11 protein-coding genes and 1 rRNA gene are annotated in these 13,062 nt (G+C 70.4%); 4 read left to right on the forward strand and 8 right to left on the reverse strand.

The window, feature by feature from the left end; translation table 11 throughout:
- Positions 1-32: 32 nt before the first annotated feature.
- Both ABZ342_RS19095 and ABZ342_RS19100 read left to right on the forward strand, forming a co-directional pair.
- Positions 33-815, forward strand: a complete 783-nt coding sequence (locus ABZ342_RS19095) for a methyltransferase domain-containing protein (protein ID WP_360474456.1) — start codon at positions 33-35, stop codon at positions 813-815.
- Positions 812-1,726: an alpha/beta hydrolase gene (locus ABZ342_RS19100; RefSeq protein WP_360474459.1), complete on the forward strand. Its 915-nt coding sequence runs from the start codon at positions 812-814 to the stop codon at positions 1,724-1,726. Before ABZ342_RS19095 ends, ABZ342_RS19100 begins: the two co-directional genes overlap by 4 nt.
- Here the strand turns inward: ABZ342_RS19100 and ABZ342_RS19105 are convergent.
- The 5 genes from ABZ342_RS19105 to ABZ342_RS19125 form a co-directional block, all read right to left on the reverse strand.
- Positions 1,712-3,454, reverse strand: coding sequence for a choline/carnitine O-acyltransferase (locus tag ABZ342_RS19105; protein ID WP_360474462.1), 1,743 nt, complete (start codon positions 3,452-3,454; stop codon positions 1,712-1,714). The genes ABZ342_RS19100 and ABZ342_RS19105 overlap by 15 nt on opposite strands.
- The gene (locus ABZ342_RS19110) at positions 3,451-4,278 is read right to left on the reverse strand and encodes a class I SAM-dependent methyltransferase (protein ID WP_360474465.1); all 828 of its coding nucleotides are present in this window, start codon (positions 4,276-4,278) and stop codon (positions 3,451-3,453) included. Before ABZ342_RS19110 ends, ABZ342_RS19105 begins: the two co-directional genes overlap by 4 nt.
- Before the next feature lie 27 nt (positions 4,279-4,305).
- Entirely contained in the window at positions 4,306-5,163 is an 858-nt protein-coding gene (locus ABZ342_RS19115; protein WP_360474468.1) for an arpA protein, read from the reverse strand.
- A gap of 87 nt (positions 5,164-5,250) precedes the next feature.
- Positions 5,251-5,784: a DUF4232 domain-containing protein gene (locus ABZ342_RS19120; RefSeq protein WP_155541868.1), complete on the reverse strand. Its 534-nt coding sequence runs from the start codon at positions 5,782-5,784 to the stop codon at positions 5,251-5,253.
- Positions 5,785-5,834: 50 nt separating this feature from the next.
- Complete coding sequence (locus tag ABZ342_RS19125; RefSeq protein ID WP_360474471.1) at positions 5,835-8,432, reverse strand: bifunctional FO biosynthesis protein CofGH; 2,598 nt, start codon at positions 8,430-8,432, stop codon at positions 5,835-5,837.
- Positions 8,433-8,585: 153 nt separating this feature from the next.
- Between ABZ342_RS19125 and ABZ342_RS19130 the strand changes: the two genes are divergently transcribed.
- On the forward strand, positions 8,586-10,157 hold the full coding sequence (locus ABZ342_RS19130; protein ID WP_360474474.1) for a transposase: 1,572 nt from the start codon (positions 8,586-8,588) through the stop codon (positions 10,155-10,157).
- Here the strand turns inward: ABZ342_RS19130 and ABZ342_RS19135 are convergent.
- The 3 genes from ABZ342_RS19135 to ABZ342_RS19145 all read right to left on the reverse strand — a co-directional run bounded on the left by ABZ342_RS19135 (position 10,136) and on the right by ABZ342_RS19145 (position 12,538).
- Positions 10,136-10,915: a heparin lyase I family protein gene (locus ABZ342_RS19135; RefSeq protein ID WP_155541871.1), complete on the reverse strand. Its 780-nt coding sequence runs from the start codon at positions 10,913-10,915 to the stop codon at positions 10,136-10,138. The genes ABZ342_RS19130 and ABZ342_RS19135 overlap by 22 nt on opposite strands.
- 73 nt (positions 10,916-10,988) lie before the next feature.
- Complete coding sequence (locus ABZ342_RS19140; protein ID WP_360474477.1) at positions 10,989-11,750, reverse strand: SDR family oxidoreductase; 762 nt, start codon at positions 11,748-11,750, stop codon at positions 10,989-10,991.
- On the reverse strand, positions 11,747-12,538 hold the full coding sequence (locus tag ABZ342_RS19145; RefSeq protein ID WP_360474480.1) for an alpha/beta fold hydrolase: 792 nt from the start codon (positions 12,536-12,538) through the stop codon (positions 11,747-11,749). Before ABZ342_RS19145 ends, ABZ342_RS19140 begins: the two co-directional genes overlap by 4 nt.
- Before the next feature lie 452 nt (positions 12,539-12,990).
- On the opposite strand from ABZ342_RS19145, the gene ABZ342_RS19150 reads away from it, so the two are divergent.
- Positions 12,991-13,062: ribosomal RNA gene (locus tag ABZ342_RS19150) — 16S ribosomal RNA — on the forward strand; the annotation flags it as partial.

The following is a 13,062-nucleotide window of genomic DNA, read 5'->3' on the forward strand; positions in this document are numbered from 1 at the left end:
TCGCGGTCGGAGCGCGCTGATAAATTCCGGGGATGAGCCAGCGACGTGCGGACGGCAGCGCCGGGGACGCGGACTACGGCGCGATCGGCGGGGTCTACACCGACTACCGCAAGCCGGATCCCCGCATCGGCCAGTACATCCTCGACGCGCTGGGGGACGCGCGGACCGTGCTCAACGTCGGTGCGGGCGCCGGCGCGTACGAGCCCGAGGACCGGGAAGTCACCGCGGTCGAGCCGTCCGCGTCGATGCGCGCGCAGCGCCCGGCGGACCTGCCGCCCGCGGTCGACGCCGTGGCCGAGAAGCTCCCGTTCCCGGACCGGGCGTTCGAGGGCGCGATGAGCACGTTCAGCGTCCACCAGTGGGCCGACCTGTGGACCGGGCTGAAGGAGCTGCGCCGCGTCACCCGCGGCCCGATCGCCATCCTGACCTGTGACCCGGCCCTGCTGCGGCGGTTCTGGCTGCTCGACTACGCGCCCGAGGTGATCGAGACCGAAGCGCGGCGCTACCCGTCGGTCGACGACATCGCCGACGGCCTCGGCGGGCAGACCTCGATCGTCCCCGTGCCCATCCCGATCGACTGCACGGACGGCTTCAACGAGGCCTACTACGCCCGCCCGGAACGCCTGCTCGACCCGGGCGCGCGGCTGTCGTGCTCGGCGTGGAGCTTCGTCGACGACCGCGTGCACCACCGGTTCGCCGCCGAGCTGCAGCACGACCTCGACGACGGCACGTGGGAACGCCGCTACGGGCGCCTTCGCGAGCAGCAGACGTTCGAGGGCTCGCTGGTCCTCGTCGTCTCGGACCCGACGGGATGACGCCGCCGCCGTTCGACCCGGAGCTGGCCCCGGTCGTCGAAACCCTGCGGGCGCTGCGCCCGCCGCTGGCTTCGCTCGAGGACATCCCCGGCCGTCGTGAACTGAACCGGGCCGAGCACCGGACGGTCGAGGAGCTGGCCGCCGCGTACCCGGCGTACAAGGTCGCCGAGGAGTACGCGGGCGACGTCCCGCTGCTGGTCATGACGCCGTCGTCGAGCGCCGGCGTCCTGTACTACGTCCACGGCGGCGGCACGATCGTCGGCAGCCACCTCGGCCAGGACGTCCCGAACCTGCTGGACTGGGCGGGCGAAGCGAATCTGACGATCGTCTCGCCGGGCTACCGGCTCGCGCCCGAGCACCCGTACCCGGCGCCGGTCGAAGACTGCTACGCCGGTCTACTGTGGACGGTCGAGCGCTTCGCCGCCCCGGTCGTCGTCGGCGGCATCAGCGCGGGCGGCGGCCTCGCGGCGGCCACGGCGCTGCTCGCCCGCGACCGCGGCGGGCCGGCGCTCGCCGGGCAGCTGCTGCTCTGCCCGATGCTCGACGACCGCAACGACACGCCCTCGGCGATCGACCTCGACGGCCGCGGCCTGTGGGACCGCACGGCCAACCACGTCGGCTGGACGGCGTACCTCGGCGGCCTCGACGACGTCCCGCCCTACGCCGCCGCGGCCCGCGCCGGCGACCTGTCCGGCCTGCCGCCGGCGTTCCTGGACGTCGGCACGGCGGAGACGTTCCGCGACGAGGTCGTCGCCTACGCGAGCCGGATCTGGCAGGCGGGCGGCGAAGCCGAGCTGCACGTCTGGCCCGGCGGTTTCCACGGCTTCGACGCGCTGGCCCCGGAAGCGCGGATCAGCCGGGCGGCTCGCGCGGCCCGGCTGACCTGGTTGCGCCGGCTACTCGGCCAGTAGCTCCTGCAGCTCCCGCACCGCGACGGCCAGTTCGTCGGCGAAGCGGTACATCTCGGCCGAGACGTGCTTCGGCGTGCTGAGGTAGAGGTTCCAGCGGTCCGGCAGCAGCACATACGCGATGCCGATGCACTGCGGGCTCGTCGAGCCGAACCCGAAGTACTGGATGTTGACCGACGGCGCCGAGCTGGTGCTCAGGTAGTCGTCGCGCATCTTCAGCCAGCCCGGCGACTCGTACAGCGCCGCGACCGAGGTGTCGCCCCGGCGCTTCCCGATCAGCTGCAGCTCCCACAGGTGCTGCTCCGGCGCGTCCCCGGCTTGACACTCCTTCGCCCGCGAGACGTGCTTCGCCGCGGCCGCCCGGAACGCTTCGCGCTTCTCTTCCGCGGAGGCGTCGGAGGTCAGGACGTCGGCGAAGCGCACGACCTCCGGGGTGACGACGCGCATCGCCTCGGTGCGGCCGTTCCGGAACTGCCGGGTCGCGATCGACTCGTACGTCGCGCCGGTCATGCCCTTCGCGCGGCGATGCGCCAGCTGGTACGCCATCTGCGCGAAGGCGTCCGGCGACATCTTCAGCTCCTTCGCGCGGTCGGCGCCGAAGTCGAACGACACGGTCTGCGTCGCCGTCGCGTCCGCGTACGCCCGGAAAGCCGCTCCGGCGGCGCGCGCGTCTTCGCGGAGAGCGTCGGTCAGCGCGAACTCGACCACCTCGTAGCCGGGGACGCCCTCGGCGCTCTCCCGGGTTTCCCGCGAGCCGCTCAGCAACGCGTCGGTGAAGCCGAGGATCGTGGTGCCGTCGAGTTCGCAGTGCTCGACGTTGATCCCTGCGGTGCCGTCTTCGAACACGATGAGCGAAACGGCTTTGTCGTACCAGCGATTGTCGCCGTACAGCAGCCGGTCACCGGCTTCGAGGGCGTTCGACGGCGTGAAGTCGTCCAGGCACAGGCAGAACAACGCGGTCTCGACGGTCTCCAGCGCTTCGCCGTTCCCGGCCTCGAGCAGTGCGGCTCGCGAAGCCGCCCACTCCGCACGCGCCTTCGTCGTGAAGTGCCCGGCGGGAACGTCGGTGACGTGGTCGTCCTTGAGGATCGCGCGCAGCCCGTCCGCCAGCTGCGCCGGCGAGTACGGGCGCCCGTCCTCGTCGAGAACGTCCATCCGGAAGGGAGTGTCGCGGTGGAACACGACGATGTGCCGTTCGGGCGAGGGGAACCGCGTGCGCGCGGTGTCCAGCAGCACGCCCGGGATGCGCGTCGCCGAGAACAGGTACTTGTGCTGCACCATCGAATGCGGCCCGCCGCGCAGCAGCACCGGCGGCACCAGCTCCTCGTCGAGCTTCAGCTTGTAGTCCACGGCGGACGCGGCCAACTCGGCCGCGCGCTCCACCTGGCCCAGCGGGGAATCCTGGAACAGGAAGAAGAAGTTGGCGTTGAGCGCGATCCGGTCGCGGCGGCCGAGGTAGCGGTACGGCCAGAACGTGTCGAGCCAGCTGTGCACCCCCGGCGAGCGGTCGTACTCCTCGAGCGCGGCCTGCAGCTCGTGCGCGGGGCTGCCGGGCGCCAGGAACTCCGCGACGGCCGCTTCGGTCTCGGCCAGCTCTTCCGGCGTCAGCAGCGGCGCGCACCACTCGAGGAAGCGGCGGCCGCTGTCCTCCAGTGTGGGGACGGGGACGCGGGGGAGCCGGTCCTCGTTGCCGAAGGTGCGGGTGGACCATTCCGGACTGCTCACGGTCATCCTTCTTGCTCGGAAGTTGCCAGCGCGGCCGCCAGTTCCGCGGCCGCGCCTTCAGGACGGGAAACATACAGCTGGGCGTACAGCCAGCCGTCGGACTCCACGCCGGTCGGATCGACCCCGGCGGCGTCGAGGGTGTCGAGGATCTGCGTCCGCTCTTCGGCGGAGGCGAACCGCCGCTGCCGGAACACGCCGGGCACCCGCGCGGTCTCGTACCCGAGTCCGGCGAGGCTGTCGGCGACCGGCTCGTAGGAGAACATCCGCAACACGAAGTGCGCCATCCACGGCCGCGAGCCCCGGGCGATCCGGGAGAGCGTCTTCTCGGTGACGTACCCGACGCAGCCGGTCGAGATCACCAGGTCGACGTCGTCGAGGAGCTTCCGCTGGGTGCTGTCCGGGTCGTCGCTTTCGAAGTCCGCGTGGATGGCCTCGTCGAGGAACCCGGCGGAAAGCGCGTACTCGAGCGCCGGTGCCGCCGCGTCGAGGCCGAAGAACTTGGCGCCGCCCGGGCCGGAGATCATGGCCCGGTCGGCCTCGATCAGCCCCGCGTGGTTCAGCGCCAGCACGTCCGGGGCGGTGTAGTGCGCGTAGAGGTCGTCCATCGTGGCGTCGCACCGGCGGAGCGCGGCGTTGACGCCGTACGAGCAGCCGACGTCGAGCACGGTCGGGCTTTCGGCGGGGTGTTCGCCGATGAGCTTCGCGAAGTACGGCTTCGCGAGCTGAGGGATTGCGTAACCGACGCGGCGCAGCGTGCCGAAGAACGGCCGCGGGTCGGGTGCGGTGTAGATGTGGTCGAACGAGATCTTGCCGGTCGAGTCGAAAGGCACAGGCCAGGCTCCTGATCTAGTCGAGATCTAGTCGAGCAGCTCGTCGCCCCGGTCGGTGCGCCCGGCCAGGTGCGCCGGCAGGACCCGGCCGAACAACTGCCTGGTCCGCTCCGCGCTGCCGATGACCCCCGGGCGCTCGCTGTAGGCGAAGATCGCCGAGTGACGCGCGACCTCGCCCCTCACCGTACTGACCCGGTGCAAGGCGAAGCGCCCCTGAAAGAGCTGCAGATCGCCCGGACGGAGGCTCAGGCGCTGGACCGGATGGGTGCTTCCGCCGTCGAGCACGGCCCGGACGGCCGGGAAGTTTTCGTCGGTCGCCGACCGGATGCCCGGGCAGTATTCGAAGGTCCCGCCGTCGTCCGCGGCCTGCGTCAGCATGCTGACGGTGTAGGAGTTCGTGTCGAAGTGCCACGGGTGCGCGCGGCCGGGCGCGATCACGTTGAGCGTCAGCCCGGCGAGCGGGTCGGCGAGCTCGTGCAGCTCCGGCAGGCCGAAGCAGTCGGCGACGAACCGCTGGAACACCGGGCTGGTGTAGAGCCTGCTGATCAGCGACGACGCCGGGATGTGGTCACGCGCGACGAAGGCGTTGCCGCGTTCCATGATCGTCCGGCCCGGGTGCTCCTCGGGCAGCGGCGCGTCGATCGCGGTGTTGTAGGCGTTGACCTTTTCGATCTTCGTGTACGCGTGCGGTTCGAGCGCCGCGCATTCCTCGCGGAGGACGTCGTGCAGTTCCGGGCGGATGAAGTCGGCGAGCACGCTGCAGCCGACGTCGGCCAGGTCCGCGCGCGTGCGGGCGACGATCACGCGCCACTCGGGACTGTCCGGATCGGTGAGCGGGTAGCGGTCGGTGTCGACCATTTCCAGTGGCGCTACGGAGGTGCTCATCGAGGTCCCTTCCGGCGGGTGAAGGAACAGAGTTAGCACAGAGTCCGGCTGGTCAACTGTCGGTTTGTGATCGGTGACACAAGGTCATCAGGCGCCGACCTCGGTGGCCCAGGAGCTGACGGTGACGGTGTCCGTGGTGCCGAGGTCCGTGTCCAGCGGCTGCTTCTGCGCGGGTTCGCCGGGGACCGGCACGACCGCGATCGCCGCGCCCGCGCGCTGGTCACCGTTGGTCACGGTGGCCGACCACGCGAGCACCGCTACGACCTTCTCGCCGGGCTGGACGGTCAGGTCCTGCGGGCCGAGGTCCCGCGCGAAGTACGACGTCCCGTGCTCGACCTTCACCTCGAGCGACGAGCCGTCGCCCGCGAGGATCTTCAGATCCGGGTAGCCGGTGACCTTCCGCGGTGCGGTGTCCCGGTTGGTCAGCGTCAGGACGCTCGCGCGGTGCCCGAGCCCGGCTTCGACCTGCCCGACCGAAAGCGACAGACCGCTCGACGGCGGCGGAGCGTACGTCGGGCTCGGTGTCGTCGTGGGCGTCGGGACCGGCGGCGGAGGCGGCGGAGTGCCACAACCCGCGAGAAGCGCGACGAAGAGAAGTGGTGCGAAGCGAGAAACCCCCATGGACCGGAAGAGTAGCGGGCGCCCCGGAGCCGGGCGCCCGCTACCGCTTTTTACGGCGTCAGCAGGGGAAGCAGCGGCTTGCGCACGGCCGTCGCGACGCCGTCCGAAGCCTCCGCCGCGGTGATCCGTTCGGCCGACGGCCGGCCGTAACCCGTGGTGCGCTGCACGAGCGGGCGGCCCAGGGGTTCGACCATCTCGCGCATGTCGCTGATCGTCTTGTACGACCCGTTCGACGCGCCGGCCATCCGGCTGATCGTCTCCTCCATCAGCGTGCCGCCGATGTCGTTGACCCCGCCCTGCAGCACCGCGCGGCTGCCCTCGGTGCCCAGCTTCACCCAGGAGCTCTGGATGTTGTCGATCATCCCGTGCAGGAGCAGCCGGGCCAGCGCGTGCACCGCCCGGTTCTCGTTCTGCGTCGCCCCCGGCCGGGCGAGGCCGGCGAGGTAGATCGGCGAGCTCTGGTGGATGAACGGCAGCAGCACGAACTCGCTGAACCCGCGTCGCCCGTTCTTCTCGAGGCCTTCGCGCTGCAGCCGGGCCAGCAGCTTGAGGTGGGCCACCCAGTGCGCGGGGGTGTCGACGTGGCCGTACATCATCGTGGACGTCGTCGGCAGGCCGATCTCGTGCGCGGTGGTGACGACCTTGATCCACTCCGACGTCGGCAGCTTGCCCTTGGTGAGCACCCAGCGGACGTCGTCGTCGAGGATCTCGGCGGCGGTGCCCGGCAGCGAGTCGACGCCGGCTTCCTTCGCCTTGATCAGCCAGTCCTTCAGCGACAGGTTGGTGCGTGACGCGCCGTTCACGACCTCCATCGGGCTGTAGGAGTGCAGGTGGATCTCCGGCTGGCGGCGCTTGACCTCAGCCGCGAGGTCGAAGTACGCGGTGCCCGGCAGGTCCGGGTGGATGCCGCCCTGCATGCAGATCTCGGTCGCGCCGGCGGCCCACGCCTCGTCGACGCGGTCGCCGACCTGCTCCAGCGAGAGCGTGTACGCGTCGGCGTCGGTGCGACGCTGGGCGAAGGCGCAGAAGCGGCAACCCGTGTAGCAGACGTTGGTGAAGTTGATGTTCCGCGTGACGACGAAGGTGATGTCGTCACCGACCGTCTCGCGCCGCAGGTCGTCGGCGAGCTTGGTGAACGCGTCCAGCTCCTTGCCTTCGGCGGACAGCAGCGCCAGCGCGGCGTCGTCGGACAGCCCGGCCGGGTCCTTTTCCGCACTGCGCAAGGCTTCCAGCACGGTGGAGTCGAACTTCTGCGGCCCGGTCTTGATCCGGTCGCCGATCTCCTTCCAGTCCCCGTAGACGGAGTCGAAGTCACTGCGGCGGTCTTCGGTGCGGCCGGTGGTGTCGATCTCGGTGTGCAGGTCGGTGCGCCCGGACTCCTGCCAGCCGCCGTCCGGCTCCTGCCACGGGATGCCGACCGGCATCGCGCCTTCGCGGGCCATCCCGGTCTTGGCGTCGACGAGCGCGGCGACGTGCCGCGTGATCCGCGGGTCCAGCCACGGCTCGCCGGCCTTGACGTACTCGGGGTAGATCGTGAGCCGTTCCTTCAGCTCGAAGCCGGCCTTCTCGGTGCGGCGGGCCAGCTCGTCGATCTGCGGCCACGCGCGTTCGGGGTTCACGTGGTCCGGGGTCAGCGGCGAGACGCCGCCCCAGTCGTCGATCCCGGCGCGGATCATCAGGTCGTACTGGTTGCCGATCAGGTTCGGCGGCGCCTGGATGCGCATCTTCGGGCCGAGCACGAGCCGCGCCACGGCGATGTTCGCGGCCAGCTCTTCGAGGTCGGCGTCCGGCGTCGCGCGCATCTTCGTGTCCGGCTTGGCCCGGAAGTTCTGCACGATGACTTCCTGGATACCGCCGTAGGTCTTCGCGACCTTGCGGATCTCGAACAGCGCGTCCGCCCGCTCTTCGAAGGTCTCGCCGATGCCGATCAGCACGCCGGTGGTGAACGGGACGCTGCTGCGCCCGGCGTCTTCGAGGACCCGCAGCCTTACCGCCGGATCCTTGTCCGGCGAGCCGTAGTGCGGGCCGCCCTTCTCGCTCCACAGCCGCGTCGCCGTCGTCTCCAGCATCATGCCCATCGACGGCGCGACCGGCTTGAGCCGCTGGAAGTCCTGCCAGGTCAGCACGCCCGGGTTGAGGTGCGGCAGCAGGCCGGTCTCCTCGAGCACGCGGATCGCCATCGCGCGGACGTAGGAGAGCGTGTCGTCGTAGCCGTGCGCGTCCAGCCAGTCGCGGGCGGCCTTCCAGCGGTCCTCGGGCCGGTCGCCGAGCGTGAAGAGCGCCTCCTTGCAGCCCATCTCGGCACCCTTGCGGGCGATGTCGAGGACCTCGTCGGGCGACAGGAACGGCGATTCGAGCCGGCCCGGCACGGTGACGAACGTGCAGTAGCCGCAGCGGTCGCGGCACAGCCGGGTGAGGGGGATGAACACCTTGCGGCTATAGGTGATGATGCCGGCGCGGCCGGCCTCGGCCAGGCCCGCGTCCCGGATGCGGGAGGCGTACTCGGACAGCGTGGTGAGGTCGTCGCCGCGGGCGTGCAGCAGGACGCTCGCTTCGGCTACGTCCAGTGTCTTCCCGTCACGCGCCCGGGCGAGCGCGCGGCGCATCGCGGAGGCGGTCGGGGTGGTGGCGTCGGGTTCGGGTCCCATTCCACCCACGCTAGGACCGTCCTCGCGAGACCAGCCAGTGTGTGTTGCGCACCCGGCTCACCCGATCGGTGCGCGTGATCGTCGTCGCAGGTCAGCGCGCTCGGCCGGTTGTCGATCAGCGCTCCGCCGTGTATTACCTAAAGGGTGGCATCGGTGGTCGGCAAGAAGATCGGCGGACGGACGTACTACTACCTGGCGGAGTCCGGGAGGGTCGACGGCAAGCCGCGGGTGGTGACCCAGCGTTACCTCGGGACGGCCGAGGAGATCGCGCGCGCCGTCCCGGGCGGCGAACCCGCGTCGGCGTCGTACCGGACGTACGGCGACGTCGCGGCGGTGTGGGCGACGCTTTCGCGCCTGGACTTCGTCCGCCGGGTCGACTCCGTCGTGGGTGCTCAGCGCGCGACTCCGTCGCTCGGGCTCACGGTGGCGATCGCCGTGCTGCACCGGGCGACCGCGCCGGAAACGCCGCTGTCCGAGTGGTGGGCGTCGGGCGTCGCGGCGGACGTGGTGCGGCCCCGCGTGTCCACAGTGGATGGAACCTGGCGGGCCCTCGAACGCCTGACCCCGGAACGCATCACGCGCATCGAGGACACCGTCGCCTCGGCCGTGCTCGCCACCTTGGACGACCACGCGGCGCTCGCCGTCGACGTCCCCCAGTTCGCCGCGTTCGCCCCGGCCGACTGCACGCTGCCGTCGGCGTGCCGCGGCGTGCTCGCCGGGGCCGGCCTGCGGGTGACCCGCGACGGCGCGATCCCGCTGGCGTCGCGGGTGTACCGGCGCGACGACGGCACGGCGCCGACGTTCGCCTCTCTGACCGCGGAACTGGGCCCCGCGACGCTCGTCTTCCACTCCGGTCAGGCCGCGCAGCTCGACCTGGGCTCACGCAGCGGGTTCGTCGGCTCGCTGCCGCTGACCGACCACCCCGAGCTGCTGACCCAGCCCGCGTCGGCCCGCAAGCGCGTCGACCCCGAGCGGTTCGCCGGCCTCACCGCACTGGACACGCACGCGGTCGTCGACGGCGTCCGGCGCCGGGTGATCCTGACGCATTCGGCGACGCTGCACGCGGCGCAGTCCCGCGCGTTCGCCGACGAGCTGGCCACCGCGACCCGCGAGCTGGACGGCCTGGCCGGGGCGCTGGCCGCGGGCACCCACCGCGGCGACCGCGCCCAGATCCACGCCGAGCTCGGCCGGGTGACGCGCGGCCGGCGCATCGAGCGCGTGCTCACCGCCGTGCTGAGCGGCAACCGGCCCGGTGAGATCCGGCTCGAACGGCGCATCGACTCGGCCGCGCTGGCCCGCCTCGACGACGAGTTCTTCGGCAAGCAGGTGCTGGTCACCGACCGGGACTGGCCGATCGGCGACGTCGTGACGGCTTACCGCGCCCGCACGCACCTCGAGTCGACGTTCCGCTGGCTGACCGGCCCGGCCGTCACCGGGCCGACCCCGCGCTGGGAGTGGACGCGGCAGCGGATCGCCGCGCACGGGCTCGTCTCGGTGCTCGCCGCGACGGTGACGCACCTGATGCGGCGCGAGGCCGACTGGGCCGGGATGAACCTGTCCGTGCGCGAGCTGCTGGAGCAGCTGGCGGGCATCGGCGAGCTGGTGCTGCGCTACCCGTCCACCGGCGGGCGGCCGCGGACGAAGCGCCTGCCGACCGAGCGGGACCCGGCCCAGCAGGCGCTGCTCGACCTCTTCGGACTGGATCAGATCGCGACGTCGGCGTAGGTGCTGCCGAGTTTCGCGTGGTTGAGCAGGGCCGTCGCGTGGCCGCTGTTGCCGCCGGAGCGGTAGACGCCCCACTTGTGGTTGACGTGGTCGCCCCACAGCGTCGGGCCCGGGTAGCGGGTCTGGCCGTTCGAGAACGTCTGCTGCTTGCCGTTGTAGTAGAACTCGCACCAGCCGTCGGTGCCCCTCGACATCTTGTAGCCGATGGCGAAGCTGCTCCAGGTGTTCACCGGGAACGTCGTCGACCAGATGTGCTGGTTCGCGCCGCTCGGCCCGGTCAGCTGGAAGTACAGCTTGCCGTCGCCGAGGGTGCGCAGCACGAACGGCCCGGACTGGGCCTGCGAGCTGCTTTCCCCGGAGATGTGGAACTGGTAGACCGCGATCCACTTGCCTGCTTTGGGGTTCACGTTCCAGTTCGCGCGCCAGCCGAGGTACTGGACTTGGCCGAGCGTGCCGGTGCCCGGGCGGTAGACGCTGCCGTCCGGCAGCCGGAGGCCGCGGCTCTCGCAGCGTTCCTTGGTGCCGTCGGCGTTGTCCCAGGTCTCGTACCGGAAGCACTTGCCGTACGTCGCGTCGTTGACCACCGTGATGCTGCCGGGCTCCTTCTCGAGCCCGTCGAACACCGAAGTGCCGCGTGCCGGGTCGCCGTCCCAGATGACGCTTTCCGTCGCGGCCGTGCTGGTGGCGGTGCCGATGAGCGGGACGGCGGCGAGGGCGCCGAGGCCGGCGAGAACCGTGCGCCGGGACAGGGAATCCATGGGTACCTCCGAAGTTCGGACGTGCTTTCGAACGACGGCGGTGACCCGATGCTGCCTGTCCCGGCGCGGGTGGTCAAGAGTTGTCGCGGAAGATCTGCAACGGGGAAAAACTTTGCACGACCGGCATCAGCTCGATGACGTTGATGTTGACGTGCTTCGGCTGGTTCGCCGCCCAGAAGACGGACTCGGCGACGTCGTCCGCGGTCAGGGGCGTCGTGCCCTCGTAGACCTTGTCCGCCTTGTCCTGGTCGCCGTCGAAGCGGACCTTCGAGAAGTCCGTGCCGCCGACCATGCCGGGCTCGACGTTCGTCACGCGGACGCCGGTGCCGTGCAGGTCGCTGCGCAGGTTGAGGCTGAACTGGTGGACGAACGCCTTGGTCGCGCCGTAGACGTTGCCGCCGGGGTAGGGGTAGGTGCCGGCGATCGAGCCGATGTTGATCACGTGGCCGCGGCCGCGCTCGACCATGCCGGGCAGCAGCGCGCGCGTGACGTGGGCGAGGCCGCGGACGTTGGTCGCGATCATCTCGTCCCAGTCGTTCAGCTCGGCGCGCTGCGCGGGCTCGAGACCCTTCGCCAGGCCGGCGTTGTTGACCAGGACGTCGACCTCTTTCCACTCCTCGGGGAGGCCCTCGATCTTCGTTTTGACCGCTTCGGGGTCGCTGACGTCGAGGGTGACGGGGAGGACGGCGTCGCCGAGCTCGCCGGCCAGCTTCTCGAGCTTGTCCGCGCTGCGGGCGACGGCGATCACCCGCGCGCCCTCGGCGACGAACCGGCGCGCGATGGCGTCACCGAAGCCGGCGCTGGCGCCGGTCACGAACACGGTCTGCTGGGTCATGGCGTGGCTCCGCTGCTGCTCGTCAGGAACGTGTCGAGTGCCTGGTTGAACTCGGTCTCGCATTCCAGGTTAGGCAGGTGGCCAGCGCCCTCGACGACCACCAGGGTCGAAGCCGCGATGTGCCGGTGGATGCGCTCGGCGTCCGCCACCGGCGTGAACTCGTCCTCGCTGCCGACGACCACCAGGGTGGGGACGTCGATGCGCTTCAGTCCTTCGGTGTAATCGGGGCGCTCGGCGCGTCCCCTGAGCGCGGCCGCGGCTCCTTGGCTTGGCGCGTCGCGCATCATCCCGAGGACGTGGGCCTCGACGTCCGGCCTGGTCGCGCGGGTCCGCTTCGAGATCATCTTGGGGAGCAGCTCGTCGGCGTAATGGTGCATGCCCTCGTCGGTGATCTTCGCGGCCGTGTCGATGCGGGCCTGTTTCGCCTCCGGGGTGTCGAGGCCGGGGAAGGTGTCGGCGAGGAGGAGGGCCTCGACCCGGCCCGGGTGGTCGCTCACGAGCTGCATGACGATCTGGCCGCCCATGGAGAGGCCGCCGAGGACGAAGCCGCGGAGGCCGAGGCGGTCGGCCAGCTCGACGAGGTCGTTCGCGAAGACGTCGAGGGTGGTCTTGGTGTCCGTGCTCGTCGACTCCCCGTAGCCGCGGAGGTCGGGGGTCACGACGCGGTGGCCGCGCCCCGCCAGGTGCTCGGCCTGGGGACGCCACATCGTGCGGTCGAAGGGGTGGCCGTGGACGAGGAGGACCGGCCGGCCGTCTTCCGGGCCGAGGTCGTCGTACGCGAGGGTCATGCCGCCGACGCTAGGCGGAGCTTTGTCGCGGAGCAATACGGCGCAATGTACTCGGAGCAATGTTCTTTCCCGGCTATTCCCTGGCGCTCCGGGCCCTGCGGGTGCACACTGAGGCTCGGACGGGCTTCGTCATGGGGTCTGACCTGCGCTGATCTTGCTAACCGACCCCCCTGTTTCGGGGTGTTTCGGGGCATGTAAAGTTCTCCAAGTCGCCAGGGAAACCGGGCGGCGGGAACACGAACCAAGCTCTCGCTCACCGCGATTGAGTGGGTGTTCCACACAAACTGCTAGGAATACTCGCTTCGGGTAAGGCCGCTTGACGGCGGCGCGACTCGGGGTGTGTTGCTTGAGAACTCAACAGTGTGCTAGTGAACTAAGCCAGTAGAGCTTATGTATTGAACCTCGTATGAGGTTCCTTTGAGAGCATTAAATTGCCTCGATTAAACTGTTCATTGTTGGAGAGTTTGATCCTGGCTCAGGACGAACGCTGGCGGCGTGCTTAACACATGCAAGTCGAACGCTGA

It is taken from the genome of Amycolatopsis sp. NPDC005961, assembly GCF_040629235.1.
Taxonomy (GTDB): Bacteria; Actinomycetota; Actinomycetes; order Mycobacteriales; family Pseudonocardiaceae; genus Amycolatopsis; species Amycolatopsis camponoti.